We start from the raw sequence: 24,277 nt of genomic DNA on the forward strand, positions 1-24,277 counted from the left end.
GACCGTCGAGCTCCGTCAGACAGCCACAACGCGAGCCCCACCCACACCGGTTCAAGGCCTCGGCGACTCATTTCGAACAGACGGCCGTAACGGTCGCGAGCGAGGGAGACAGGGAGACAACGTGATCAGCTCATGAGTTCCGAAGGTCCCGGCAGCACGGCGAAGATCGCCATGGGCGCGGCGGGCGGCCTCGGCTGCCTGACCTCACCGGCCGTACTCCTCGGCACAGTGATCGTCGTCATCGTCGTCGGCGGGCTCGGTGTGCTTCTGTATCCACTCGTCCTCCTCGTCCACTTGTTCGGAGGCGGCGGTTCGGAGCCGGCCATCGTGGCCGAGAAGGTCGTCGAGGTGTTCCAGGGGGACGGGAAGGGCGAGCTCGACCCCGCTCAAGTACCGGCGGACCTTCTGGAGCCCATCAAGTCGGCGGGGACGCTCTGCGAGGCGATCGGTCCGGTGGTGATCGCCGCCCAGCTGGAGCGCGCGTCCGGCTTCGATCCGAACCTGGTCGGCCCCGACGGGGCGGAGGGAATCTCACAGCTTCCCCCGGCGGTGTTCACGGAGTTCGGTGAGGACGAGAACGACAACGGCAAGGTCTCGGCGTTCGACGCGGCCGACTCGATCATGGCGCAGGGCCGCCACCTGTGCGCTCTGGCCGGTGAGGTCCAGCTCCTCATCGACAACGGCCAGGCCATCGGCACGGTGCTCGACCTGGCACTCGCGGCCTACGACTCGGACATCGACGCCGTACGCCGGACCGGCGGCATCCCTGCCGCGAGCCAGGGCTATGTCGTGGGCATCCGGGCGCTGTTCGCGAAGTATGAGGGAATCGGCGCCCCGCCCCCGTCCTTCGCCCCCACATCCACCCCGACACCGACCTCCACAACACCCCCCACGCCGCCCCCGACACCGACCCCGAGCCCCACACCGAGCCCTTCCCCGTGACGGATGTACGAGCCGTCAATCGACCGTCAACGCCCCGTGGACACGGTCCCGTGAAACTCCCGACGACGGAGAACAGCAGGCCCGACGCCGGGGGTACACGATGCAATGGTCTTTGATGGGATCGAGCGAGTCACAGGACACCGGGGATCAGACCCTGCGCGCGCTGTACGAGGAGCAGGCCAACCCGCTGTACACATACGTCCTGCGCCTGGTCGGCGGCGACCGTCACCGGGCCGAGGACATCATCCAGGAGACGCTGCTGCGCTGCTGGAGCAAGCAGGACCTGAGCCTCGACGCGGCCTTACTGAGACCCTGGCTCTTCAGGGTGGCCCGCAACCTGGTCATAGACGGCCACCGCCGCCGCCTGGCCCGCCCCTGCGAGATCGACGGCAGCAACTGGCTGCGCGAGATGTCGGCGGACGCGGACGAGATCGAGAACGTCCTCTCGTCGGTCGTGGTCGGCGAGGCGTTCAAGGCCCTGTCCGAGGCACACCGCGAGGTGCTGTACGAGACGTACTTCGTCGGCAGAACCACCCAGGAGGCGGCAACCGCCCTCAACATCCCCCACGGCACGGTCAAGTCCCGCGTCTACTACGCCCTGCGCTCCTTGCGCCTGGCCCTGGAGGAACGCGGGGTGGTCACGTCCACCGCCTCACCCCAGGCGGCCATCTGAGGAAACACCCCGAAACCACCGCCCCTCGGCCCTCGCACCGAGGCCCCAAACCCTCGCCTCCAGCCAGTCTGCGCGCCGCGCCGAAACTCACGTTCCGACGCCTTGCCCGCCGACCGCGCGTCACCCGGTCGACTCGTCCGGGGTGGGGTGCTCCGGGTGGACGCCCGCATTGCGGGCACCGTCGCGGCCCGAGCCTGCCTCGTCCGGGTCCGGCTTGTCGGCGTCAGGTGCGGCGTCCGGTCCCGCTTCGAGGCGTTCGGCACCCGGCGGGAGGACCACGTCAAGGGCGTCCTCGCCGTCTTGGACCTGCTGGTCGGGCATGTCGGCGGGCACCGCCGGCGGGCGGCCCTTCGCCCCGGTGTAGGCGGTTCCCTGCGGCCTGCGGTCAGTCATGTCGTCGTTCCTGTTCGGTGGGCTGGTGCGCGCGGTGTGGCGCTGGTGTCGCACCTCGCGTACCCGATGTGCCCCGGACCACGCCGGCCCACGCCGCTGCCCCGTCGGCACCCCTTCGATCCAGCGAGCGCCGAAGGTCGGTCCAGCCGTATCCGGGGGGGCATCCTGGTCTCGAATTCTCCTCGTGCGTCTGTTCCGGGCATGCACGTGGACAACCCGGGCAGAGGCGCTGGCAGGGGAAAGGCTCCCCGGGTAGAGCTGGGCACCGCCCGGCCGACGAAGAGGAAGGACGCTCCGTGTCGAAGGTCGAAGAGTCCGTCGAGGTCGACGTCCCCGTGCGTACGGCCTACAACCAGTGGACGCAGTTCGAGACGTTCCCCCGCTTCATGGAGGGTGTGGAGCGAATCGACCAGCGCACCGAGACCATGACGCATTGGGTTGCGAAGATCGGAGGTGCGACGAAGGAGTTCGAGGCGGAGATCACCGAACAGATCCCCGACGAGCGGGTCGCCTGGACGACGCTGGGCGGCGAAGTGAAGCAGGCGGGCGTGGTCACCTTCCACCGCCTGGACGACGCCAGGACCAAGGTCATGCTCCAGCTCGACTACGACCCGGACGGTTTCGCCGAGACGGTCGGGGACAAGCTCGGCTTCGTCAAGCGGCAGATCACCGGCGACCTGAAGCGGTTCAAGGAGTACATCGAAGACCGCGGCCTGGAGACCGGATCCTGGCGCGGCGAGGTCTGAGCCCCCTTGTCGGGGGCGAACCCGGTCTGGCGGGCATCTGCTAGCCGTTCCCGGGCTTGGTGCAAGGGTGCGAGAGGGTGACGCGCTCGGCCCGCTGCGCAGAGGACAGCGGGCCGAGCGACCGGCCTACGCCACAAACCACCAGGTCAGGCGCCCTTGGCCACCGGCTCCAGAATCGCCACGCACTCCACGTGCGACGTCATCGGGAACAGGTCGAACGCCCGCAGCGTCCGCACCTTGTAGCCGCCGTCCCGGAAGTACGCCAGGTCGCGTGCCAGGGCCGCCGGGTCGCAGGCCACGTACGCGATGCGGCGGGCGCCCAGGGAGGCCAGGTGCTTCACCGTCGCCTTGCCCGCGCCCGCGCGGGGCGGGTCGAGGACGATGAGGTCGGCCTCCGTGATGCCCGTGCGGGGCAGGACCTGGTCGACCTTGCCGTGCTCGATCCGGACCCGCTCCAGGTCCTTCAGGTTGTGGCGGGCGTCCTCGACGGCGCGCTTGCCTGACTCGATGCCGAGCACCGCGCCCTTCTCGCCGATGCGCTGGCCGATGGCGCCGGCGAACAGGCCGACGCCGCAGTAGAGGTCGAGCGCCGTGTCGTTCTTGCGGGGCAGCAGGCCCTGCATGACCGCGCGGACGAGGGTGTCGGCCGCCTGCGGGTGGATCTGCCAGAAGCCGCCGGAGCCGACGCGGTACGTGCGGTCGTCGGCGCGCTCGCGGACGAAGGCGCGGCCGTGGACGCGGTGGACGCCGCCGTCGTGCTCCTCGACGCGGAGTACGGAGACCGGCTTGTCCAGCTCGACGAGGGGCAGCCGGCCGCCGGGCTTCGGCGTGAGGATGACCTGGCGGTCGTGGGAGCCGGTGGCGGAGATGGCTTCGATCGCGGACAGCGTCGGCCACTCCCGCTTCTCGATGCCGAGTTCGGAGACGCCAGGCGCGGCGATCATGCAGTGGTCGATCGGCTGGACCTCGTGCGAGCGGTGCTTGCGCAGTCCGGCGCGGCCCTCGTCGTCGATCGCGTACTGGACGCGGGTGCGCCACGCGGGCACCTGGCCCTGCGGGAGCTTGTCGCCCTCGGCCGGCATGACCGTGCCGTCCCAGCCCGCCTCTTCCGGGGTGAGGCCCGCGAGGCGCTTCAGCTGCTCGGCGATGACCTCGCCCTTGAGCCGGCGCTGGGCGCCGGGCTTGGCGTGCTGCCAGTCGCAGCCGCCGCACATACCGGGGCCGGCGTACTTGCAGGGGGCCTCGATACGGTCCTTGGAGGCTTCGATGATCCGGACGGCGTCGGCACGCAGGAAGCGGGAGCCGGTCTCGCCGTCGGTGACCCGGGCGACGATCTTCTCGCCGGGGAGGGTGTGCCGTACGAAGAGGACCTGGCCCTCCGCGGTACGGGCGATGCAGTGGCCGCCGTGCGCGACGGGGCCGACCTCGACCTCGTACTCCTCCCCGATCAGCGAGTCCCCGGCCTGCGGCGGAGTGGATTCGTTCTGCATGAGGGGGTGGCTCCAGAGATCAAGGGGAAAGCGGCCGGACAACGACCCACCAGTCTACGTGGGTGCTGCCCGACCGCTTACCACAAACCGGCTCCGCCGGTCAGCCCTTGTGGGTGGGCTCTTTGTGTTTCCGTTCCACGGGGCCCCGGCGCACCGATCCCGGAGCGCTCCAGTCCGCCCGCTTCCTGGCGCGCTTCTTCGCGGCCTCGGACGACTCCAGCTGGTACGGCACGGACGTCACCATGACCCCCGGCGTGAACAGCAGCCGGCCCTTCAGCCGCAGGGCGCTCTGGTTGTGCAGCAGGTGTTCGTACCAGTGCCCGACGACGTACTCGGGGATGTAGACGCTGACCACGTCGCGCGGGCTCTCCCGGCGCAGGCCCTTCACGTAGTCGATGACCGGCCGGGTCACCTCGCGGTAGGGCGAGTCGAGGATCTTCAGCGGCACGTTGATGCCGCGCCGCTCCCACTCGTCCTTGAGCGCCTTCGTCTCGTCCGCGTCGACGCTGATGGTGAGCGCCTCCAGCCGGTCGGAGCGGATGAGCTTCGCGTACGCCAGGGCGCGCAGCGTGGGCCGGTGGAGCTTGGAGACCAGGACGATCGAGTGGACCCGGGACGGACGCACGGTCTCGTCGGACGGGGTCTCGTCGGCGGCGATCTCCTCGGCCACGCGGTCGTAGTGCTTGCGGATCGCGGTCATCGTCCCGTAGAAGATCACCATGCCGAGCAGGGCGACCCACGCGCCGTGGGTGAACTTCGTGGCGAGGACGACCACCAGCACGAGGCCGGTGAAGAACGCGCCGAAGGTGTTGATCGCACGGGAGCGGATCATGTGCCGGCGCGCGGCCGGGTCCTTCTCGGTCCGCAGATGGCGGTTCCAGTGCCGCACCATGCCGGTCTGGCTGAGCGTGAAGGAGACGAAGACGCCGACGATGTACAGCTGGATGAGCCGGGTCGAGTCCGCCCCGTAGATCCAGACGAGCAGGATCGCGGCGCCCGCCAGCAGCACGATGCCGTTGGAGAAGGCGAGCCGGTCGCCGCGGGTGTGCAGCTGGCGCGGCAGGTAGCGGTCCTGGGCGAGGATCGAGCCGAGGAGCGGGAAACCGTTGTACGCGGTGTTGGCGGCCAGGAAGAGGACGAGCGCGGTGGCCGCGGCGAGGACCACGAAGAGGAAGGTCCCGTCGCCGAAGACCGCGGCCGCGACCTGGGAGATCACGGGGTCCTGTACGAAGCTCTCGCCGACCGCCGCCCCGTCGCGGATCAGGTCCTTCGCGGGGTTCTCGGCCATCTTCACGTCGGTGGCCATGGCCAGCCCGATGATGCCGCAGAACATGGTGACGGCCAGCAGGCCCATCATCGCGAGGGTGGTCGCGGCGTTCTTGCTCTTCGGCTTGCGGAAGGCGGGCACGCCGTTGCTGATGGCCTCGACGCCGGTGAGCGCGGCACAGCCGGAGGAGAAGGCCCGCAGAAGCAGGAAGACCAGGGCGAAACCGGCCAGCCCCTGGTGTTCGGGCTTGATCTCCAGGTCCGAGGTCGGGGCGTGCATGGTGTCGCCCAGGACGAGTCCCCGGAACGCGCCCCAGAGGATCATCAGGAAGACGCCGACCACGAAGAGGTACGTGGGAATGGCGAAGAGCTTGCCGGATTCCTTGACGCCGCGCAGGTTCATCAGCGTCAGCAGCACGATCGCGCCGACAGCGACGGGGACCTTGTGCTCCACGACGAAGGGGACCGCCGAACCGAGGTTCTCCACACCGGAGGCGATCGACACGGCGACGGTCAGGACGTAGTCGACCAGCAGGGCACTGGCGACCGTGAGTCCGGCCTTGGGGCCGAGGTTGGTGGTGGCGACCTCGTAGTCGCCGCCACCGCTCGGGTACGCACGCACGTTCTGCCGGTAGGAGGCGACCACCGTGAACATGAGCACCACGACGGCGACCGCGATCCACGGGCTGAAGTGGTAGGCCGACACACCCGCGATGGACAGCACCAGGAGGACTTCTCCGGGGGCGTACGCCACCGAGGACAGCGGGTCGGATGCGAAGACGGGGAGAGCGATGCGTTTCGGGAGGAGCGTTTCTCCCAGATTGTCGCTGCGCAGCGCCCGGCCGATCAGGATCCGTTTGGGCACGTCGGTCAGTTTGGACACGCAGAGGATCGTATGCGTTCTGTACGGATGCCGATGAGCCACCACCCCATCAAAGTCGGACAATCTCTCCTATTTTCCGGCTTCGGGCAGAGAACTTCGCTCAATCTTTAACGTCTTCCTTGCGCTCACGCTTCCGCGAAGAGCGCGCTGTATCCGTTGAGCGCGGGCTGACCGCCGAGATGGGCGTAGAGAACGGTGGCGTCACGCGCGATCTCGCCGCGCGCCACGAGGTCGGCCATACCCGCCATCGACTTCCCCTCGTAGACCGGGTCGGTGACCATTCCCTCGGTCCGCGCGGCCAGCCGCATCGCGTCGAGCGTGGCCTCGTCGGGGATGCCGTACGTACCCCCGTGGTAGCGCTCGTCGAGCTCGATGTCCGCCACCGTGAGCTCGCGCCGCACCCCGATCAGTGCGGCGGTGGCGCGGGCGATGCGGGCGATCTGCTCACGGGTCCTGGCCGGCTCGGCGGAGGCGTCGATGCCCAGCACGCGCCGGGGCCGGCCGCCCGCCTCCTCGATGGCGGCGAAGCCCGCGACCATGCCGGCCTGGGTGGAGCCGGTGACCGAGCAGACGACGACGGTGTCGAAGAAGACGCCGAGCGCGGCCTCCTGCTCGGCGACCTCGTACGCCCAGTTGGCGAAGCCCAGTCCGCCGAGCGGATGGTCGGAGGCGCCGGCCGGAATGGCGTACGGACGCCCGCCCCGTTCCTCGACCTCACGCAGCGCCTGCTCCCAGCTCTCCTTGATGCCGATCCCGAAACCGGCGCGCACCAGACGGATGTCGGCTCCGGCCAGCCGGCTGATGAGGATGTTGCCGACCTTGTCGTAGACGGCGTCGGGCCACTCCACCCAGCTCTCCTGGACGAGGACGCACTTCAGACCGGCGCGGGCCGCCACCGCCGCCACCTGGCGGGTGTGGTTGGACTGGACCCCACCGATCGACACCAGGGTGTCGCAGCCCTTGGCCAGCGCGTCGGCGACGAGGTATTCGAGCTTGCGGGTCTTGTTGCCGCCGTAGGCGATGCCGGAGTTGCAGTCCTCGCGCTTGGCCCAGAGTGCGGCGCCGCCCAGGTGCTCGGTGAGCCGGTCCAGGCGGTGCACGGGCGAGGGTCCGAAGAGGAGGGGATAGCGCTCGTACGAGGCGATGTCGGCCGGAAGGGTCGTCACGGGGCTCCTTGGATCGCGGGGTGGGCTGCGGCAGGGACGGGGTGGGCCGGAGCAGAGATGAGGAACCGGAACAGAGACGAGGAAGGGAACGGTCAGGGCGCCGGGGGCTCGTCCGCGAGTTCCTCCAGGGCGCGCCAGATCTCGGCCGTGATGCGGGAGGCCGCCTCCGCGTCCCCCCCGGCGCAGGCATCGATGAGCCGGTCGTGCAGTGCGGCCGAGCCGTGCGCCGCGCTCGCCGTGCCGAACTGCCGCCACTCCAGGCGGCGGATCAGGGGGGTGTAGCGCTCGACCGTGGCGGCGACCGCGCGGTTGCCGCAGGCGGCGACCAGCACCCCGTGCAGTTCGTCGTCGGCGCGCAGCGCTGCCGCGATGTCCCCGTCGGCCGCGGCCGCCCGGAACCGGTCGTTCGCCACCCGCATCGCCGCGACGTCCGTCGCCGTGAGGTGCGGGACCGCGCTGCGGGCGGCCAGTTCCTGCATCGCGCGTACGACGGCGGCGGCGTCCCTGACGTCACGCGGGACGAGCCGGGTGACGCGGGTGTAGCTCTGCGGCTTGCTCTCCACCAGCCCTTCGCCGGCGAGCCGGGACAGGGCGTCGCGGACGGGCGCCCGGGAGAGCCCGAGCCGTTCTGCCAGTTCGCCGTCGCGGACGGACGCGCCGGGTGGGATGTCGCCGCGGACGATGGCGTCGCGAATCGCTTCGTACGCGGTGTCCCGCAGCAGGGTCCGTCGAACGGGCCGGAGGGTCTCCATGAACTGACATGTTAGATGTCTGTGTTCTGGTACTCAAGAGTGCGGGCAGGGGGTGAGAACGCGGGGCACACTCGGATGAGGCGGCCGGAACGGGGCGGCATAAGCTCAATCCCGGGCAACGCCGGACGTCGTTGCCCCGTTGTTTGCCCGGCAAGCTGAGAAAGAAGTGTGACCAGGGTGTTTTCGCAGGTCAGCGGGATGACCAGGACGGCGAGGTAGGCGCAAGGTGCACATCGTCATCATGGGCTGCGGGCGAGTCGGAGCCGCTCTCGCGCAGACCCTGGAGAAGCAGGGACACACGGTCGCCGTGATCGACCGCGACCCCACGGCGTTCCGTCGCCTGGGTTCCGGGTTCGGCGGGCGCAGGGTCACCGGGGTCGGTTTCGACCAGGACACTCTCCGCGAGGCCGGGATCGAGGAAGCCGGCGCGTTCGCCGCGGTGAGCAGCGGCGACAACTCGAACATCATCGCGGCCCGCGTGGCCCGGGAGATGTTCTCCATCGAGAACGTCGCCGCCCGGATCTACGACCCGCGGCGTGCCGAGGTCTACCAGCGTCTCGGCATCCCCACGGTGGCCACCGTCCGCTGGACCGCGGACCAGATGCTGCGGCGGCTGCTGCCGTCCGGCGCCGAGCCGCTGTGGCGCGACCCGAGCGGCGGGGTGCAGCTCGCCGAGGTGCACACCACGCCCTCGTGGATCGGCCACAAGATCAGCACGCTCCAGGAGCAGACCGGCGTCCGCGTGGCGTTCCTCACCCGTTTGGGTGAAGCGATCCTGCCGACGTCGCAGACGGTCCTGCAGGAGAGCGATCTGGTCCACGTGATGATGCGTACGGACGAGGTCGCGAAGGTCGAGGCGGCCTTCGCCGAGGGCCCGGATGAAGGCGGTAACTGATGCGCGTGTCGATTGCCGGGGCCGGCGCGGTGGGCCGCTCCATCGCGGCCGAGCTGCTGGAGAACGGGCACGAGGTGCTGCTGATCGACAAGGCGCCGACCGCCATCTCGGTGGAGCGGGTCCCGATGGCCGAGTGGCTGCTCGCGGACGCCTGCGAGATCACCTCGCTGGACGAGGCCGCCCTCCAGCGGTGCAACGTCGTCATCGCCGCGACCGGCGACGACAAGGTCAACCTGGTCGTCTCGCTGCTCGCGAAGACCGAGTACGGCGTGCCGCGGGTCGTCGCGCGGGTGAACAACCCGAAGAACGAGTGGCTGTTCAACGAGTCCTGGGGCGTCGACGTCGCGGTCTCCACACCGCGGCTGATGTCGGCCCTGGTCGAGGAGGCGGTGAGCGTCGGCGACCTGGTCCGGCTGCTGCGCTTCAGCCACGGTGACGCCAACCTCGTCGAGCTGACGCTGCCCCCGGAGTCGGCGCTCGCCGGCACCCGGGTCGGCGATGTGGCCTGGCCGGAGGACACCTCACTGGTCACGATCATCCGCGGTACGCGCGTGCTGACGCCGAGCACCGAGGAGTCTCTTGAGGCCGGTGACGAGCTGCTCTTCGTGGCGGCCCAGGCGCGCGAGGAACAGCTGGAGGATCTGCTGTCGGTGCGCCGCGAGCTCACCGAGGACTGATCCCGGGAACGCGTACGTGAGGGGCCCCGGACCGTGTGCAACGGTCCGGGGCCCCTCTCGTTCGCGCGTACGCCTGTTCCGGCGGCGTCAGACCTCGGGGTCACCGGCCCGCGTCGCGGCCTGTGCCTTGCGGTCCTTCTCGGCCTGCTCCTGCGCCTCCATCTCGGCGAAGACGTCGATCGGCGGCGGCGCCTTCGCGAGGAAGACCCACGTCAGGTAGACGGCGAGCAGGAACGGCGGGATCTTCAGCGCGACGAGCACCCAGCCGAGCTGCGTGGTGTCGGCCCACCAGTAGAGCGGGAAGAGGATCGCGCACTTGGCGAGCAGGATCAGCCCCCAGGCCCAGCTGGCCTTGGCGTACGCGGCCTTGCGGCCGGGGTTCCTGGTGCGCCAGGAGAGGTTCTCCTTGAAGACCGGGCCCAGGATCAGGCCGATCAGCGGCACACCGGCGATCGTCGTGACGATGTACGCGAGGGCCAGTCCGAGCGTGTAGATCATGCCCGGCAGATAGAAGTCCTTGGCGTTGCCCGTCATCATCGCGAAGACCACACCGAAGGCCACGCCGAAGACGCCGCTGAAGGCGTGCTTGACGGTGTCCCTGCGGATCAGCCGGACACCGACCAGGACCAGCGACACGACCAGGGCCGCGATCGCCGAGGTGTGCAGGTCCTTGTTGATGGTGAAGATCGTGACGAAGAGCAGCCCGGGAAGGACTGTCTCCACCATGCCGCGGACACCGCCGAACGCCTCGGAGAGGGCGGCCTCGGTGACCGCCTTCGCGGCGGCCTCCTCCCGGGCGGTGGGGTGGGACTGGTCCGTATCGGACGTCGGCTTGTCGAGAGACGTCACCGGCTACTCCTTGCCGAGCGGTCGGAGTTCGTATTTGGGGTTGAACAGCACTCGGCGTCCGTGGCTCATCGAGATACGGCCCGAGGCGATGAGCTTACGGCCCGGCTCGATGCCGACGATGGAGCGCCGGCCCAGCCAGACCACGTCGAGCGGCGCTGTGCCGTCGAAGAGCTCCGCCTCCAGGGCGGGCACTCCGGCCCGCGGACGCAGGGTGACGGTCCGCAACGTACCAGTCACCTTCACGATCTGGCGGTCGGAGCACTCAGCGATGCGCGTGCACCCCGACGCCTGCGCGTCCTCCCGCAGCTCCTCGGACTCCAGGTCCTGCTGCGAGGTGGACAGCCGGTCGAGCATCCGGCGGAAGCGGCCGGACGGCTTATCCGCCTTGCCGGCCTTCTCGAATCGGGGAACAGCACTCATACCCGAAGGGTACCGGTGTCCGGGGGTGTCGGCGGGTGCCCGGGGGCGCCACTCGGACGGGTGACATCCAGTCGTCCCGGTATAACCTCCCCGTGCCCGTTTCCGGCGGTCAGCCGCGTTCGAAGCGGTAGCCCATGCCCGGCTCGGTGACGAAGTGCCGGGGGTGCGAGGGATCGGCCTCCAGCTTGCGGCGCAGCTGGGCCATGTAGACCCGGAGGTAGTTCGTCTCGGTGCCGTACGAGGGGCCCCAGACCTCCTGGAGCAGCTGCTTCTGGCTGACGAGCCGGCCGCCGTTGCGCACGAGCACCTCCAGCAGATGCCACTCGGTGGGAGTGAGGCGTACGTCGCGGCCCCCGCGGTTGACCTTCTTGGCCGCCAGGTCGACGGTGAACCCCTCGGTCTCGACGATCACGACGCCGTCGGCGCCGTCCGCGCCGACGGGCTCGGCCCGGCGTACCGCAGCGCGCAGCCGGGCCAGCAGTTCGTCCATGCCGAAGGGCTTGGTGACGTAGTCGTCGGCACCGGCGTCCAGGGCCTCGACCTTCTCGTCCGAGGTGTGGCGGGCGGAGAGCACCAGGATGGGCACCCGGGTCCAGCCGCGCAGTCCTCGGATCACCTCGACGCCGTCCATGTCGGGCAGCCCGAGGTCGAGGACGACGACATCGGGGTGCCGGGCGGCGGCCAGCTGGAGGGCGGTCGCTCCGTCGGGAGCCGCGTCCACCTCGTACGTGCGCGCCTTCAGGTTGATCACGAGGGCCCGTACGATCTGCGGCTCGTCGTCGACCACAAGCACCCTGGTCATCGTGGACCTGCCTTTCTGCTGCACGGAAAATGTACGGAGTACGGGAGCGTCACGAGGTGACCTGGGCGGGCAGGCCGGGGCTGACCGGCACGTATCCCCCCGCCGCCTTGAGGGTGAGGACCATGGTCATCCCGCCGCCGGGGGTGTCCTCCGCGTCGAGCGTCCCGCCCATGGCCTCCACGAAGCCGCGGGCGACCGCCAGGCCGAGGCCGACCCCGGCGCCGCGCGGGGCGTCGCCGTAGCGCTGGAAGGGCTCGAAGATCCGTTCCTTGCCCTCGTCCGGGACGCCGGGACCGCGGTCGGCGACACGCAGCTCGACGCGTTCGCCCAGCGAGCTGGCGGCGACGACGACGCGCGCGCCCCCGGGGCTGTACTTCACGGCGTTCTCGACGATGTTGGCGACGGACCGCTCCAGCAGCCCCGGGTCCACGGCGACCATCGGAAGCGTCTCGGGGATGTCGAGGTCGACGCTGCCCTCCGGTACGCCTCCGAGTGCCATCGGAACCACCTCGTCGAGATCGATCTCGCGGATCAGCGGGGTGACGGTGCCGGTCTGGAGGCGGGACATGTCCAGGAGGTTGCCGACGAGGTGATCGAGCCGGTCGGCGCCGTCCTCGATGCCTTCGAGGAGTTCCGCCTCGTCCTCCTCGGACCAGGAGACGTCGTCGGAGCGCAGGGAACTGACGGCGGCCTTGATGGCGGCCAGCGGGGTCCGCAGATCGTGGCTGACGGCGGCGAGGAGGGCGGTCCTGATCCGGTTCCCCTCGGCGAGCCGCCTCGCCTCCTCGGCCTCCCCCACCAGGCGCTGCCGGTCCAGCACGACGGCGGCCTGGGCGGCGAAGGCGCCGAGCACCCGCCGGTCCTCGGCGGGCAGCACCCGGCCGGAGAGCGCCAGCGCCATGTGGTCGCCGACGGGCATGTCCACGTCGGCGTCCTCGGGGCGGACGACCGGGGCGGGGCCGACGGACCCGGCGCAGGTCCACGGATCGACGTCGCTCTGGCGCTCCAGGAGGGCGACGGACTCCATCGCGAAGGTCTCGCGGACCCGCTCCAGGAGCGCGTCCAGGGCGGTCTCTCCGCGCAGGACGCTGCCGGCCAGGAAGGAGAGGATCTCGGACTCGGCACGCAGTCTCGCGGCCTGGTGGGTTCGGCGGGCCGCCAGATCCACCACGGAGGCGACCGCGACCGCCACCGCGAAGAAGATCACGATGGCGACGAAGTTCTCCGGGTCCTGGACGGTCAGCGTGTGGGTGGGCGGGGTGAAGAAGTAGTTGAGCAGCAGGGAGCCTGCGGCGGCCGAGGCGAGGGCCGGGCGCAGTCCGCCGAGCAGGGCGGCTCCCACGGTCAGGAAGAGGAAGAGCAGGACGTCGTTGGCGAGTCCCGGGCCGTCCTCCAGGCTTCTGAGGAACAGCGAGAGCACCGCCGGTCCCCCGACGCCGACGGCCCAGCCCCAGAGGATGCGGGCCCGGCCGAGCCGGTTGCCGCGCGCGAGGGGCAGTCCACGGCCCTTGGCGACCTCTTCGTGCGTGACGATGTGGACGTCGAGGTCGGTTCCGGAGTCGCGGGCGACGGTGGCGCCGACGCCCGGGCCGTACACGTACTGCCAGGCCTTGCGGCGGCTGGAGCCGAGGACGATCTGCGTGGCGTTGACCCCGCGGGCGAATTCGAGGAGCGCCGAGGGTATGTCGTCGCCGATGACGTGGTGGAAGGTGCCGCCCAGGTCCTCGACGAGGGTGCGCTGTACGGCGAGTTCCTTGGGCGAGGCGGCGGTGAGCCCGTCGCTCCGGGCGATGTACACGGCGAGGATCTCGCTGCCCGAGCCCTTGGCCGCCATCCGGGAGGCGCGGCGGATGAGGGTGCGGCCCTCGGGGCCGCCGGTCAGTCCGACGACGATGCGTTCGCGGGCCTGCCAGGTGGTGCGGATGTTGTGCTCGCCGCGGTACTGCTGGAGGTATTCGTCGACCCGGTCCGCGACCCAGAGCAGGGCCAGCTCGCGCAGTGCGGTGAGGTTGCCGGGGCGGAAGTAGTTGGACAGGGCCGCGTCGAGCTTGTCGGGCTTGTAGATGTTGCCGTGGGCCATGCGGCGGCGCAGGGCCTGGGGCGACATGTCGACCAGTTCGATCTGGTCCGCGCGGCGTACGACCTCGTCGGGGACGGTCTCGCGCTGCCGTACCCCGGTGATCGACTCGACGACGTCACCGAGCGACTCAAGGTGCTGGATGTTGACGGTGGAGATGACGTCGATGCCGGCCGCGAGGAGTTCCTCGACGTCCTGCCAGCGCTTGGCGTTGCGGGAGCCGGGCACGTTGGTGTGCGCCAGCTCGTCCACGAGGGCGACGGCAGGGGCCCGGTCGCGGACGGCGTCGACGTCCATCTCGGTGAACACGGCCGAGCGGTACTCGATGTCGCGGCGCCCGACCTGTTCCAGGCCGTGCAGCATCACCTCGGTGCGCGGCCGGTCGTGGTGCTCCACGAAGGCGACGACGCAGTCGGTGCCCCGCTCCACCCGGCGATGCGCCTCGGAGAGCATCGCGTACGTCTTGCCGACGCCCGGTGCCGCACCCAGGTAGATCCGAAGCTTGCCGCGTCCCATGGCCCCATTGTCTTTCAGAATCGACTGCGGCCGATGCGGCAGCCGATTCTGAACCTACTCCGAGGATTTCGGGCATATGGGGCCGGGGGTGACTCCGGAGGACGTATTGACGGGATTCTGATGCCCCGGGGGCCTCAGACCGCCTTCGTGTGCTCCACGATGTGCCCGTCGCTGAGCTCCAGGACCCGGTCCGCGAGGCCGAGCAGCTGGGCGTCGTGGGTGGCGACGAGGGCGGTGACGCCCTCGCTGCGCACCACCGCGCGCAGCAGCTCCATCACGGCGAGGCCGGTCTCCGCGTCGAGCTGTCCGGTGGGCTCGTCGGCGATCAGCAGGGCGGGCCGGTTGGCGAGCGCGCGGGCGATGGCGACCCGCTGCTGCTGTCCGCCGGAGAGCTCGCCGGGCCGCTGCTGGGCGTGGTCGCCGAGCCCGACCAGCGACAGCATCAGGGCCACGCGTTCCTCGCGCTCACGCGGGTCGGCCCTGCGGAGCCGCATCGGTACGCCGACGTTCTCGGCGGCGGTCAGGATCGGGAGCAGACCGAAGGACTGGAAGATGAAGCCGATCCGGTCGCGGCGCAGTTCCAGCAGCCCGTTCTCGCCGAGCTCGGAGAGGTCCGTGCCGTCGACGATGATCCGGCCGCTGTCCGGCGAGTCCAGACCACCGACCAGGTTGAGCAGCGTCGTCTTGCCGGACCCGGACCGCCCCTTGAGCGCGACGAGCTCACCGCGCGGGATCTCGAAGGAGACGCCGCGCAGCGCGTGGACGGCCGAGGCGCCGGTTCCGTACGAGCGGCGCAGGTCCTCGATCCGCACCATGGGTCCGAGCCCCGGCCCCTCGGCCACCGCCGTGCCGCCCTGTGCGCTGATGCTCTCGGTCATGTCTCTCCCCGTACGTACGCTTCCCCGCCGCGGCCAGTATGTGCATGAGGCACACGGCCGGGCAATGGCCAGGTGCGGGAGACCGGCCCGACGTACCGAGCGGGCGTGGAGAGGCCGGTGGGCCGTACCCCTGGACATGCGGGTACGGCCCACCGGCCGATGCTGCGGGGAGCGACTCAGCGCACCTCGGTGATCTCGGGCCCGCGCTGGAGCTGACCCATTCCACCGGAGAACTTCGAGCCCTCCTGCTCCTCCTGCTGCACACCCTCCGGCACCATCTGGGCGTCGTTGGGAAGCTTCAGGACGATGGGGTCGCGGGGCGCCATCGGGCCCTCGCCGCGGACGACCACGGTGTCCCGGAAGATCGTCTCCAGCAGTCCGGCGGCCTCCGGCTGCACGGCACCCTGGCCGGAGATGACTCCGCGCAGGAACCAGCGCGGCCCGTCGACTCCGACGAAACGAACGAGCTGTACGCCGTTCGTCCCGTCCGGGAGCTGTACGGGGACCTGGGCACGCAGCTCCCAGCCCAGCGGACCCTCGACCTCGTCGATGATGCCGCCCTGCTGGGTGATGCCCGAGGCGATCTCCTCGCGGACCTCGCCCCAGATGCCCTGCTTCTTGGGGGCCGCGAACGCCTGGAGCTGCACCGCGCTGTCCCGCAGGACCACGGTGGCGGCGACGATCGCGTCCCCCGCGACCTCGACCCGCAGCTCCATGCCCTCGACTCCGGGCACGAAGATGCCGCCCAGGTCGACCCGGCCCTCGCCGGGCTGGGTCACCTCGTCGACATCCCACGGCCCGTCCGGCCGAGGGGCCGGCGGAAGGTTCATCCGGCGCGAACCGCTCGCGGCGCCGTCGGTGTCGAGCTCGTCGGCGACCTGCTCGGCCTCGCGCGCTTCGTCCGCCGCGTCCTCGGCGGAACCACTCTTCTTGCGACGTCCGAACACGTCACTGTCCTTCCCGGTCGGATACGACCGAAGCGTAGCTGTTCCCACCCTGGGTGATCCCGCCCCTGACGCCGTCCACCGCGGCATGACCGCCGGTGGACCCGAAGCCACCTTCGGCCCGCGCCGAACCGGGAAGTTCCGCCACCTCGTGGAAGCGCACCTTCTCGACCTGCTGGACGACCAGCTGGGCAATCCGGTCGAAACGTTCGAACCGCACGGTCTCGCGCGGGTCGAGGTTGACCACGATCACCTTGATCTCCCCACGGTACCCGGCATCAACCGTCCCTGGGGCATTCACGAGGGCCACTCCGCAGCGGGCTGCGAGGCCGGAACGCGGGTGCACGAACGCGGCGTACCCGTCGGGCAGCGCGATCGACACCCCGGTGGGCAGCACGACCCGTTCCCCGGGCGCGAGTTCCGCGGCCTCGGTGGTCACCAGGTCGGCCCCGGCGTCGCCCGGGTGACCGTACGAGGGGATCGGCACCTCGGGGTCGATCAGGCGGATCAGTACGTCGAGAGGGGGGCGCATCAGGGGTTCACCTCGAAGGCGCGGGCGCGCTTGAGCTGGTCCGGGTCGGCCATGGCCGCCTGGATCTCCGCCGGCCGGCCGTTCTCGATGAAGTGGTCGACCTTGACCTCGATGAAGAGGGCGTCTGCGCGGACCGCGACGGGACCCTCGGGACCACCGATCCGGCCGGTCGCCCTCGAGTAGATCTTGCGACCGTGGACCGCGGTGATCTCGGCGTCCAGGAAGAGGACGGTGTCCACCGGTACCGGCCGGACGAAGTCGGTCTCCAGCCGCCCGGTCACCGCGATCACCCGCAGGAGCCAGTTCAGCGAGCCGAGCGTCTCGTCGAGCGCCGTGGCCAGTACGCCGCCGTGCGCGAGACCCGGGGCGCCCTGGTGGGCGGCCTTCACGGTGAACTCGGCGGTGACGCGCACGCCCTCTTCGGCGCGGGCCTGGAGGTGCAGCCCGTGCGGCTGTCCCCCGCCGCAGCCGAAACAGTGTTCGTAGTGCGCGCCGAGAAGTTCTCCCGGCGCCGGGGCTTCAGGGTGCCGGACCGGCGCCACCGCGTCGGCCGGAGGCGTCAGGGCCTTAGATGTTCCACTCACGGCGCAGACCTTACCCGCGCGGCCGACCGCGGGTCGCGCCGTGCCAAGCTTGGTTTCATGCAGCCTTCCGCAACGCCCTTCGACGAACGTCTCACCGCTCCCCGTTCGTGGTGGGTCATCGCCTTCGGGGTCGGCATCGCCTGTGCCCTGATGCTCCTGCCGCTCGGCACCCTGCCCCTGCTCGGCGGTCTGGTCGGCGGCACGGCCGCCTCGGCGGTGATCGTGAGTTCGTACGGCTCCGCGCGCATCCGCGTGGTGGCGGGCGCCCTCGTCGCGGGCGACGCGCGGATTCCGCTGTCGGCGCTCGGCGAGGCCGAGGTGCTGGACGCGGAGGAGGCGCGCGCCTGGCGCTCGTACAAGGCGGACGTGCGCGCGTTCATGCTGCTGCGCAGCTACATCCCGACGGCGGTGCGGGTCGAGGTCACCGACCCGGCCGACCCGACTCCGTACGTCTTCCTGTCGACCCGCGAGCCGCAGGCCCTGGTGGCGGCGCTGACGGCGGTACGCGCGGCCTGAGTCCGCGCTAGCCCTTCGGCTCCCCGGGCAGCTGCTTCGGGTTCGCGGGCTGTTCCAGCGCGGGCAGGTCGGGGAGCCGGTCCCAGGGCACCTGGCTTTCGCGCAGGTCGTTCCTGACCCGGTCGGCGAGCTTCTTGGTGTCGCGCCGGTTCATCATCGCGCCGACCGCGGCGCCGACCATGAACGGGATCAGATTCGGCAGATCGCGCACCATGCGCTTCATGATCTGCTGGCGCAGCTCGCGTTTCATCTGGCCACCGAGCGCCGCGTTCAGCGTGGTGGGCCGGGAGACGTCGATACCGCGCTCCTCCGTCCAGGACGTCAGATACGCGGCGCTGCGCTGGCTGATGTTGCCGGGGGGCCGCCGGCCGTAGACCTCGTGGAGCTCGGCGACGAGCTTCAGCTCGATCGCGGCGACGCCGGAGATCTCCGCGGCCAGTTCGGCGAGCATCGCGGGCGGTACGGGCATCATGGCCGCCGCCCCGATTCCCGCGCCCACGGCCGCGGTGGCCTTGCTCGCGCCCGCGATGAGCTTGTCGGCGAGCTCTTCGGGGCCGAGCCCCGGGAACTGCTTGCGCAAGGTGTCGAGATCACGCACGGGGACGCGGGGAGCCGTGTCGATGATCCGGTCGGCCAACTGGCCGACCACGGCTCTGGCGCTCTCCCCGCCCTTGCGTACGCCCCGTTTCAGTGTGTTCAGACGGCCTGCCCCGGTCACGGGCTCCGTCCTGCCGGCCTCTCCGGCCTTTTCCGTAATGCCTGGCGTGCCTTCCGCCCGGACGGCTTCGAGCGAGGCCGGCCGGCCCCGCTCGTCGTCAGGTGCGCCCACGGAGGGCGGCAGGGCGGCTGAACGCTCGGCAGACGGGCTTTCGCCTGCTGCCGGGCCTGTGCCGCCCTGATGCGCCTCCGCGGCTTTCCTGTGCCACAAGCGCCGCTTCCGGAACGGTGTGTCGCCTGCCACGGCCGACCCGACCTAGTCGCAGTCGCGGCAGATCGGCTGGCCGTTCTTCTCGCGGGCCAGCTGGCTCCTGTGGTGCACGAGGAAGCAGCTCATGCAGGTGAACTCGTCGGCCTGCTTGGGCAGGACCCGTACGGCCAGTTCCTCGTTGGACAGGTCTGCGCCGGGCAGCTCCAGCCCTTCGGCCGCGTCGAATTCGTCGACGTCGACGGCGGATGCCGTCTTGTCGCTCCGACGAGCCTTGAGCTCTTCGAGGCTGTCCTGGTCCACGTCGTCGTCGGTCTTGCGTGGGGTGTCGTAATCCGTTGCCATGTCGCTCTCCCCCTCATGGGTGTCTGCGGTGTCTCCAGCGCACGTAACGCGTGAGAGGCCGGACTTGTGCCCGACCTGAGGCGGAGATTTTGCCTCACATCAAGGTCTGTTACTCAATCGACACCCAACCGGGCCCCTCGGGAGAGGTCGGCTTGGGTGGCGATGGGGACCGTACACGGTCCTGATACTGCGGTTAACAGGCGCCACCCCGTGTACTTCCCGTGATACCGACCCCCGAAAACCCGGACGATTCCCGGTTTTCCGACGGAGGTGCGATCACGGAGAGTAGAGGGTCGCGATGTAGCACTTGTGATCGATCACACACGGACTCACCGGGAGCGGGTCCCGAAAATTCCGCCTAAAGCGAACAGTGCGAATCCATTACGGCCTCGCACCACGAACCCTCTCAGAGCGGCAGGGTGACGCGCATCACAAGACCACCGCCCTCGCGAGGCTCCGCGATGATACGGCCTCCGTGGGCCCGCGCGACGGACCGCGCGATCGACAGGCCGAGTCCGACCCCCTTGTCGCTGCCCGTCCGCTCCGTACGCAGCCGCCTGAAGGGCTCGAAGAGGTTGTCGATCTCGTACGCGGGCACGACCGGCCCCGTGTTGGAGACGACCAGCAGCGCCTGTCCCGGCTGGAGCTCGGTGGTCACCTCCACCCATCCGTTTTCGGCCACGTTGTAGCGGACGGCGTTCTGTACGAGGTTCAGCGCGATCCGCTCCAGCAGGACGCCGTTGCCCTGGACGACGGCGGGGGCCCGCTCGCCGCGGATCAGCACGCCCTTCGCCACGGCCTCCGCGTGGGCCTGGTCGATGGCGCGGTCCGCGACCTCGGCCAGGTCCACGGGCTTGCGCTCGACGATCTGGTTGTCGCTGCGGGCGAGCAGCAGAAGCCCTTCGACCAGCTGCTCACTGCGCTCGTTGGTGGCCAGCAGCGTCTTGCCGAGCTGTTGGAGCTCCGGCGGGGCCTCCGGGTCCGAGAGGTGGACCTCCAGCAGCGTGCGGTTGATGGCGAGCGGCGTGCGCAGCTCGTGCGAGGCGTTCCCGACGAACCGCTGCTGGGCCGTGAAGGCGCGCTCCAGGCGGTCCAGCATGTCGTCGAAGGTGTCGGCGAGCTCCTTGAGCTCGTCGTCCGGACCGTCCAGCTCGATCCGTCGCGACAGATCGGTTCCGGCCACCCTGCGGGCGGTGCGGGTGATGCGGCCCAGCGGCGACAGCACCCGGCCCGCCATGGCGTACCCGAAGGCGAAGGCGATGATGCTGAGGCCCACGAGGGCCAGCAGGGAGCGGTTCAGCAGCGTGTCGAGGGCCTGCTTGCGCTGGTGGTTGACGCAGGCGTTCATGGCCGCGTTGAAGGCGTCGGGCGTGGCCTTCTTGGGAAGGTCGCACACCTCGCTGGTGACCTGTCCGTTCACGATCTGGAACGGCAGCTCGCTGCCCACGTGCAGGGCCTGCGCGGCCAGCATGTAGATGATCGAGAGCAGCAGAATGCCCGCGATCAGGAACATGCCGCCGTAGAGCAGCGTGAGCCGTATGCGGATGGTCGGGCGCAGCCAGGGATACGGGGGCTCCTGCTGTTTGGGCTCCCAGGTCGGCTTCGGAGGCGCTGTCACGGGCGCCGGGGCGGCGGGCACGGCGTCCTCAGATCCGGTATCCGGAACCGGGCACCGTGACGATGACGGGCGGTTCGCCGAGCTTGCGGCGCAGGGTCATCACCGTCACGCGCACCACGTTGGTGAACGGGTCGGTGTTCTCGTCCCACGCCTTCTCCAGCAGCTGCTCGGCCGAGACGACCGCGCCCTCGCTGCGCATGAGGACCTCCAGCACGGCGAACTCCTTCGGCGCGAGCTGGATCTCCTGCTCGTCCCGGAAGACCTCGCGGCGGTTGGGGTCCAGCTTGATCCCCGCCCGCTCCAGGACGGGCGGCAGCGCGACCGTCGTACGGCGCCCCAGGGCCCGTACCCGCGCGGTCAGCTCGCTGAAGGCGAAGGGCTTGGGGAGGTAGTCGTCCGCGCCGAGCTCCAGACCCTCCACCCGGTCGCTGACGTCACCGGACGCGGTGAGCATGAGCACCCGGGTGGGCATGCCGAGCTCGACGATCCTGCGGCAGACGTCGTCACCGTGGACCAGCGGGAGGTCCCGGTCCAGCACCACCACGTCGTAGTCATTGACCCCGACACGCTCCAGGGCCGCGGCACCGTCGTAGACGACGTCGACGGCCATGGCCTCCCGGCGCAGTCCGGTGGCCACCGCATCGGCGAGCAGCTGCTCGTCCTCGACGACGAGTACGCGCACAGCGCTGTCCTTCCTTAGAAACTTCGGATACTTCGGTACACACGTACCTCGGTGCACAGGTACTTCGGCACATCGAAAGGGCGAACGGCCCTGGTCCGGGCCGCTCCGCCGCACGGCCGGCGGACCGGCTGTGCGCGTCCATCCTGCCCGCAACGCGCATAAACCGGCGGTAAGACGACGCACTGCCGCCGCGGGCTCCGGGGAATGCGGCGGATTTACCGGCCAGTTGAGGTTTCCGCCGGAGCCGGTCCGGGGAGGACGACTTCACACCCGAGATCACACCCTGCACGTGGCATGCCACAGCCCGTTCTGTCCCCCTGGGGGGAAGGCGTGATCACCCGCCCTCCGGCCCGGCCGGAGGAATCCCGGGCACACCCCCGTGCCACCGGCCCACGATGAAGGGGCGCTCCATGGACGCTTTCACCGCAGGTCTGCTGCAACGCATCAGGAGCACCGAGTCCGACCTCACCAGGGCTCGCGAGACAGGTGACGACTTCCTCGCGGATGTCGAGCAGGGAGAGCTGGACGACCTGCGCCGCCTCGCGGCCGAACACGGCGTCGAAGTCAGCACCACAAGCGTCTGAGCCGCTACGAGAGGGCCCCGGCTGCCATGACCGGCAGCCGGGGCCCTCTTCTTTGCCGGTACGCCCCCAGCAGCCCGTCAGGGCCCCCGGTGGGCCCTCCGTCAGTCGTGCCAGGCGCCGAACTCCTCCAGAAGTGCCTGGAGCGGCTCGAAGACCCCGGGGGTGGCGGCCACCGTCAGTCCGCCGTCGGCGGGCCGTCCGGGACGCCCGCCGGTGAGTGCTCCCGCCTCCCGGGCGATGAGATCGCCGGCCGCGAGGTCCCACGGGTGCAGTCCGCGCTCGTAGTAGCCGTCGAGACGGCCGGCCGCGACATCGCACAGGTCGACGGCGGCCGAGCCACTGCGCCGGATGTCACGCAGCCGCGGGATGAGCCGCGCGGCCACCTCCGCCTGGTGGGTCCGGACGTCGGTGACGTAGTTGAAGCCCGTGGACACGAGCGCCTGGTCGAGCGGGGGCGCGGGTCGGCCGCGCAGGGCGGCGCCGTTCGCGTACGCGCCGCCGCCGAGCACCGCGTGGTACGTCTCCCGGCGCATCGGGGCCTCGACCACGCCGACGATCCGCTCGCCGTCGCGCTCCGCCGCGATGGACACCGCCCAGGTGGGCAGGCCGTAGAGGTAGTTCACCGTGCCGTCGAGCGGGTCGATGACCCAGCGGATGCCGGTGCTGCCCTCGGAGCTGGCGCCCTCCTCGCCGAGGAAGCCGTCTCCGGGGCGGCGCTCGGAGAGGAAGCCGGTGATCAGCTTCTCGGCGGCGATGTCCATCTCGGTGACGACGTCGATGGGGCTGGACTTGGTCGCGGCCACCCCCAGGTCCGCCGGCCGCCCGTCGCGCAGCAGGGCGCCGGCCCGGCGCGCCGCTTCCAGGGCGAGGTCGAGGAGTTCGGTCAGGAAGGGGTCGGTCACAGTGCTCCCAGGTGGATTGCGGTGAGAAGCGGGAGGTGTCTCAGGCGTACGGGCTGTCGGCGCCCGCCGCCGCGGGCTTGGGGGCCCGCGCCGGGCAGCAGCCGGCCGGGCACAGGTCGTGACCGGCGCCCAGCGCGCCCAGGGCGCACCGCTCCACGGCGCGGCCCCGCTCGGTCGCGGTGCGTTCCATGATCAGCTCCCGGACGGCCGCGGCGAACCGCGGGTCGGCGCCGACGGTCGGGGACCTGCGGACGGGCAGACCGAGCTCGTCGGCCTTCGCGGTGGCCTCGGTGTCGAGGTCGTACAGGACTTCCATGTGGTCCGAGACGAAGCCGATGGGCACCATCACGACCGCGGGCGCGCCCGAGCCGTGGACGGCCTCCAGGTGGTCGCAGATGTCGGGCTCCAGCCACGGGATGTGCGGGGCTCCGCTGCGCGACTGGTAGACGAGCTTCCACGGGTGCCCGACGCCGGTCCGCTCGCGCACCGCGTCGACGATCACCCGGGCCACGTCCAGGTGCTGGGCGACGTAGGCTCCGCCGTCGCCGTGCGTCTCCTCGGGGCCCGAGGTGTCCGCGGCGGCTGTGGGGATGGAGTGCGTCGTGAACGCGAGGTGCGCGCCCGCCCTGAGGTCCTCCGGCAGGTCGGCCAGCGCTGCCAGCACGCCGTCCGTCATGGGCTCCACGAAACCGGGGTGGTTGAAGTAGTGCCGCAGCTTGTCGACGCGCGGCACGACAAGCCCTTCGGCCTCCAGGGCCGCGAGCGACTCGGCGAGGTTCTCGCGATACTGGCGGCATCCGGAGTACGAGGCGTAGGCGCTGGTGGCGAGCACGGCGATACGGCGGTGTCCGGCCGTGGCCATCTCGCGCAGGGTGTCGGTGAGGTACGGCGCCCAGTTGCGGTTGCCCCAGTAGACCGGGAGGTCCACGCCGTGCTCCGCGAAGTCCTTGCGCAGGGCGTCCAGCAGGGCCCTGTTCTGCTCGTTGATGGGGCTGACGCCGCCGAACAGGAAGTAGTGCTTGCCGACTTCCTTCAGCCGCTCCTCGGGGATGCCCCGGCCACGGGTCACGTTCGCCAGGAACGGGACGACGTCGTCCGGGCCTTCGGGGCCTCCGAAGGAGAGCAGCAGCAGGGCGTCGTAGAGAGCGGGATCGCGCAGATCGGACATGCACCCGATCCTGCCACCCGGGTCCGACAGCACGGCAACCGACATCCATCCA

26 protein-coding genes are annotated in these 24,277 nt (G+C 70.4%); 7 read left to right on the plus strand and 19 right to left on the minus strand.

Translation table 11 applies throughout. The features are described from left to right. Positions 1 to 132 precede the first annotated feature (132 nt). A complete protein-coding gene (locus AC07FA_RS19770; protein ID WP_479077024.1) occupies positions 133 to 942 on the plus strand; it encodes a lysozyme family protein in 810 nt (269 codons plus the stop codon). Positions 943 to 1,057: 115 nt separating this feature from the next. Then, a complete protein-coding gene (locus AC07FA_RS19775; protein WP_479077026.1) occupies positions 1,058 to 1,615 on the plus strand; it encodes a sigma-70 family RNA polymerase sigma factor in 558 nt (185 codons plus the stop codon). A 120-nt stretch (positions 1,616 to 1,735) separates the two neighbouring features. On the opposite strand, the gene AC07FA_RS19780 is transcribed toward AC07FA_RS19775, so the two are convergent. Beyond that, complete coding sequence (locus AC07FA_RS19780) at positions 1,736 to 2,008, minus strand: hypothetical protein (RefSeq protein WP_479077027.1); 273 nt, start codon at positions 2,006 to 2,008, stop codon at positions 1,736 to 1,738. A gap of 296 nt (positions 2,009 to 2,304) precedes the next feature. Here AC07FA_RS19780 and AC07FA_RS19785 point away from each other — a divergent pair, with 296 nt between their 5' ends. After that, positions 2,305 to 2,754: an SRPBCC family protein gene (locus AC07FA_RS19785; RefSeq protein ID WP_479077029.1), complete on the plus strand. Its 450-nt coding sequence runs from the start codon at positions 2,305 to 2,307 to the stop codon at positions 2,752 to 2,754. 146 nt (positions 2,755 to 2,900) lie between these two features. Here the strand turns inward: AC07FA_RS19785 and AC07FA_RS19790 are convergent, their stop codons facing one another. The 4 genes from AC07FA_RS19790 to AC07FA_RS19805 form a co-directional block, all read right to left on the minus strand. Further along, complete coding sequence (locus AC07FA_RS19790; RefSeq protein WP_479077031.1) at positions 2,901 to 4,244, minus strand: class I SAM-dependent RNA methyltransferase; 1,344 nt, start codon at positions 4,242 to 4,244, stop codon at positions 2,901 to 2,903. A 100-nt stretch (positions 4,245 to 4,344) separates the two neighbouring features. Next, on the minus strand, positions 4,345 to 6,393 hold the full coding sequence (locus tag AC07FA_RS19795) for an APC family permease (protein WP_479077032.1): 2,049 nt from the start codon (positions 6,391 to 6,393) through the stop codon (positions 4,345 to 4,347). A 125-nt stretch (positions 6,394 to 6,518) separates the two neighbouring features. After that, positions 6,519 to 7,559: a 1-aminocyclopropane-1-carboxylate deaminase gene (locus AC07FA_RS19800; RefSeq protein WP_479077033.1), complete on the minus strand. Its 1,041-nt coding sequence runs from the start codon at positions 7,557 to 7,559 to the stop codon at positions 6,519 to 6,521. A gap of 92 nt (positions 7,560 to 7,651) precedes the next feature. After that, positions 7,652 to 8,311 (minus strand): GntR family transcriptional regulator, encoded by a 660-nt coding sequence (locus AC07FA_RS19805; protein ID WP_479077034.1) that lies wholly within the window; start codon positions 8,309 to 8,311, stop codon positions 7,652 to 7,654. Positions 8,312 to 8,537: 226 nt separating this feature from the next. Between AC07FA_RS19805 and AC07FA_RS19810 the strand changes: the two genes are divergently transcribed. Together AC07FA_RS19810 and AC07FA_RS19815 are read left to right on the plus strand one after the other, a co-directional pair. Further along, complete coding sequence (locus tag AC07FA_RS19810) at positions 8,538 to 9,206, plus strand: potassium channel family protein (protein WP_479077036.1); 669 nt, start codon at positions 8,538 to 8,540, stop codon at positions 9,204 to 9,206. Next, positions 9,206 to 9,883: a potassium channel family protein gene (locus AC07FA_RS19815; RefSeq protein WP_479077038.1), complete on the plus strand. Its 678-nt coding sequence runs from the start codon at positions 9,206 to 9,208 to the stop codon at positions 9,881 to 9,883. The genes AC07FA_RS19810 and AC07FA_RS19815 overlap by 1 nt, the downstream gene beginning before the upstream one ends. A gap of 87 nt (positions 9,884 to 9,970) precedes the next feature. Here AC07FA_RS19815 and AC07FA_RS19820 read toward each other — a convergent pair whose 3' ends face one another. From AC07FA_RS19820 to AC07FA_RS19855, 8 genes are all read right to left on the minus strand, one after another. Then, positions 9,971 to 10,732 carry a DUF3159 domain-containing protein gene (locus AC07FA_RS19820; RefSeq protein ID WP_479077040.1) on the minus strand — a complete coding sequence of 254 codons (762 nt, stop codon included), beginning with the start codon at positions 10,730 to 10,732 and terminating at the stop codon, positions 9,971 to 9,973. 3 nt (positions 10,733 to 10,735) lie between these two features. Continuing rightward, positions 10,736 to 11,152 (minus strand): OB-fold nucleic acid binding domain-containing protein, encoded by a 417-nt coding sequence (locus AC07FA_RS19825; protein WP_479077041.1) that lies wholly within the window; start codon positions 11,150 to 11,152, stop codon positions 10,736 to 10,738. 109 nt (positions 11,153 to 11,261) lie between these two features. Beyond that, positions 11,262 to 11,954 (minus strand): response regulator, encoded by a 693-nt coding sequence (locus tag AC07FA_RS19830; protein ID WP_479077042.1) that lies wholly within the window; start codon positions 11,952 to 11,954, stop codon positions 11,262 to 11,264. Between the two features lie 49 nt (positions 11,955 to 12,003). Beyond that, complete coding sequence (locus AC07FA_RS19835) at positions 12,004 to 14,547, minus strand: DUF4118 domain-containing protein (RefSeq protein WP_479077043.1); 2,544 nt, start codon at positions 14,545 to 14,547, stop codon at positions 12,004 to 12,006. A 134-nt stretch (positions 14,548 to 14,681) separates the two neighbouring features. Next, complete coding sequence (locus tag AC07FA_RS19840; protein WP_479077045.1) at positions 14,682 to 15,425, minus strand: ABC transporter ATP-binding protein; 744 nt, start codon at positions 15,423 to 15,425, stop codon at positions 14,682 to 14,684. Positions 15,426 to 15,601: 176 nt separating this feature from the next. After that, positions 15,602 to 16,372: a DUF3710 domain-containing protein gene (locus AC07FA_RS19845; protein WP_479077046.1), complete on the minus strand. Its 771-nt coding sequence runs from the start codon at positions 16,370 to 16,372 to the stop codon at positions 15,602 to 15,604. Position 16,373: 1 nt separating this feature from the next. Beyond that, positions 16,374 to 16,901, minus strand: a complete 528-nt coding sequence (dut, locus tag AC07FA_RS19850; RefSeq protein ID WP_479077048.1) for a dUTP diphosphatase — start codon at positions 16,899 to 16,901, stop codon at positions 16,374 to 16,376. Continuing rightward, a complete protein-coding gene (locus tag AC07FA_RS19855; protein WP_479077049.1) occupies positions 16,901 to 17,485 on the minus strand; it encodes a PaaI family thioesterase in 585 nt (194 codons plus the stop codon). The genes dut and AC07FA_RS19855 overlap by 1 nt, the downstream gene beginning before the upstream one ends. Positions 17,486 to 17,542: 57 nt before the next feature. Between AC07FA_RS19855 and AC07FA_RS19860 the strand changes: the two genes are divergently transcribed. Continuing rightward, positions 17,543 to 18,001 carry a DUF3093 domain-containing protein gene (locus AC07FA_RS19860; protein ID WP_479077051.1) on the plus strand — a complete coding sequence of 153 codons (459 nt, stop codon included), beginning with the start codon at positions 17,543 to 17,545 and terminating at the stop codon, positions 17,999 to 18,001. Positions 18,002 to 18,008: 7 nt separating this feature from the next. Here the strand turns inward: AC07FA_RS19860 and AC07FA_RS19865 are convergent, their stop codons facing one another. The 4 genes from AC07FA_RS19865 to AC07FA_RS19880 form a co-directional block, all read right to left on the minus strand. Continuing rightward, on the minus strand, positions 18,009 to 18,962 hold the full coding sequence (locus AC07FA_RS19865; RefSeq protein ID WP_479077052.1) for a hypothetical protein: 954 nt from the start codon (positions 18,960 to 18,962) through the stop codon (positions 18,009 to 18,011). 12 nt (positions 18,963 to 18,974) lie between these two features. Further along, a complete protein-coding gene (locus AC07FA_RS19870) occupies positions 18,975 to 19,271 on the minus strand; it encodes a DUF4193 domain-containing protein (RefSeq protein WP_003965732.1) in 297 nt (98 codons plus the stop codon). 406 nt (positions 19,272 to 19,677) lie between these two features. Continuing rightward, positions 19,678 to 20,910, minus strand: a complete 1,233-nt coding sequence (locus tag AC07FA_RS19875; RefSeq protein WP_479077053.1) for a sensor histidine kinase — start codon at positions 20,908 to 20,910, stop codon at positions 19,678 to 19,680. 7 nt (positions 20,911 to 20,917) lie between these two features. Beyond that, complete coding sequence (locus AC07FA_RS19880) at positions 20,918 to 21,571, minus strand: response regulator transcription factor (RefSeq protein WP_073721987.1); 654 nt, start codon at positions 21,569 to 21,571, stop codon at positions 20,918 to 20,920. 410 nt (positions 21,572 to 21,981) lie between these two features. Between AC07FA_RS19880 and AC07FA_RS19885 the strand changes: the two genes are divergently transcribed. Beyond that, a complete protein-coding gene (locus tag AC07FA_RS19885) occupies positions 21,982 to 22,155 on the plus strand; it encodes a hypothetical protein (RefSeq protein WP_382737454.1) in 174 nt (57 codons plus the stop codon). 101 nt (positions 22,156 to 22,256) lie between these two features. Here AC07FA_RS19885 and AC07FA_RS19890 read toward each other — a convergent pair whose 3' ends face one another. Together AC07FA_RS19890 and AC07FA_RS19895 are read right to left on the minus strand one after the other, a co-directional pair. Then, positions 22,257 to 23,057 (minus strand): inositol monophosphatase family protein, encoded by an 801-nt coding sequence (locus tag AC07FA_RS19890; protein ID WP_479077055.1) that lies wholly within the window; start codon positions 23,055 to 23,057, stop codon positions 22,257 to 22,259. A 40-nt stretch (positions 23,058 to 23,097) separates the two neighbouring features. Next, complete coding sequence (locus AC07FA_RS19895) at positions 23,098 to 24,225, minus strand: ferrochelatase (protein ID WP_479077057.1); 1,128 nt, start codon at positions 24,223 to 24,225, stop codon at positions 23,098 to 23,100. Between the last annotated feature and the right edge of the window lie 52 nt (positions 24,226 to 24,277).

It is taken from the genome of Streptomyces sp. NPDC045968 (assembly GCF_056430475.1).

Coding starts and splice junctions, on each gene's coding strand:
- AC07FA_RS19770 (WP_479077024.1), top strand. CDS start 133: ATGAGTTCCGAAGGTCCCGGCAGCACGGCGAAGATCGCCATGGGCGCG.
- AC07FA_RS19775 (WP_479077026.1), top strand. CDS start 1,058: ATGGGATCGAGCGAGTCACAGGACACCGGGGATCAGACCCTGCGCGCG.
- AC07FA_RS19780 (WP_479077027.1), bottom strand. CDS start 2,008: ATGACTGACCGCAGGCCGCAGGGAACCGCCTACACCGGGGCGAAGGGC.
- AC07FA_RS19790 (WP_479077031.1), bottom strand. CDS start 4,244: ATGCAGAACGAATCCACTCCGCCGCAGGCCGGGGACTCGCTGATCGGG.
- AC07FA_RS19805 (WP_479077034.1), bottom strand. CDS start 8,311: ATGGAGACCCTCCGGCCCGTTCGACGGACCCTGCTGCGGGACACCGCG.
- AC07FA_RS19815 (WP_479077038.1), top strand. CDS start 9,206: ATGCGCGTGTCGATTGCCGGGGCCGGCGCGGTGGGCCGCTCCATCGCG.
- AC07FA_RS19825 (WP_479077041.1), bottom strand. CDS start 11,152: ATGAGTGCTGTTCCCCGATTCGAGAAGGCCGGCAAGGCGGATAAGCCG.
- AC07FA_RS19830 (WP_479077042.1), bottom strand. CDS start 11,954: ATGACCAGGGTGCTTGTGGTCGACGACGAGCCGCAGATCGTACGGGCC.
- AC07FA_RS19835 (WP_479077043.1), bottom strand. CDS start 14,547: ATGGGACGCGGCAAGCTTCGGATCTACCTGGGTGCGGCACCGGGCGTC.
- AC07FA_RS19840 (WP_479077045.1), bottom strand. CDS start 15,425: ATGACCGAGAGCATCAGCGCACAGGGCGGCACGGCGGTGGCCGAGGGG.
- dut (WP_479077048.1), bottom strand. CDS start 16,901: ATGCGCCCCCCTCTCGACGTACTGATCCGCCTGATCGACCCCGAGGTG.
- AC07FA_RS19860 (WP_479077051.1), top strand. CDS start 17,543: ATGCAGCCTTCCGCAACGCCCTTCGACGAACGTCTCACCGCTCCCCGT.
- AC07FA_RS19870 (WP_003965732.1), bottom strand. CDS start 19,271: ATGGCAACGGATTACGACACCCCACGCAAGACCGACGACGACGTGGAC.
- AC07FA_RS19885 (WP_382737454.1), top strand. CDS start 21,982: ATGGACGCTTTCACCGCAGGTCTGCTGCAACGCATCAGGAGCACCGAG.
- AC07FA_RS19895 (WP_479077057.1), bottom strand. CDS start 24,225: ATGTCCGATCTGCGCGATCCCGCTCTCTACGACGCCCTGCTGCTGCTC.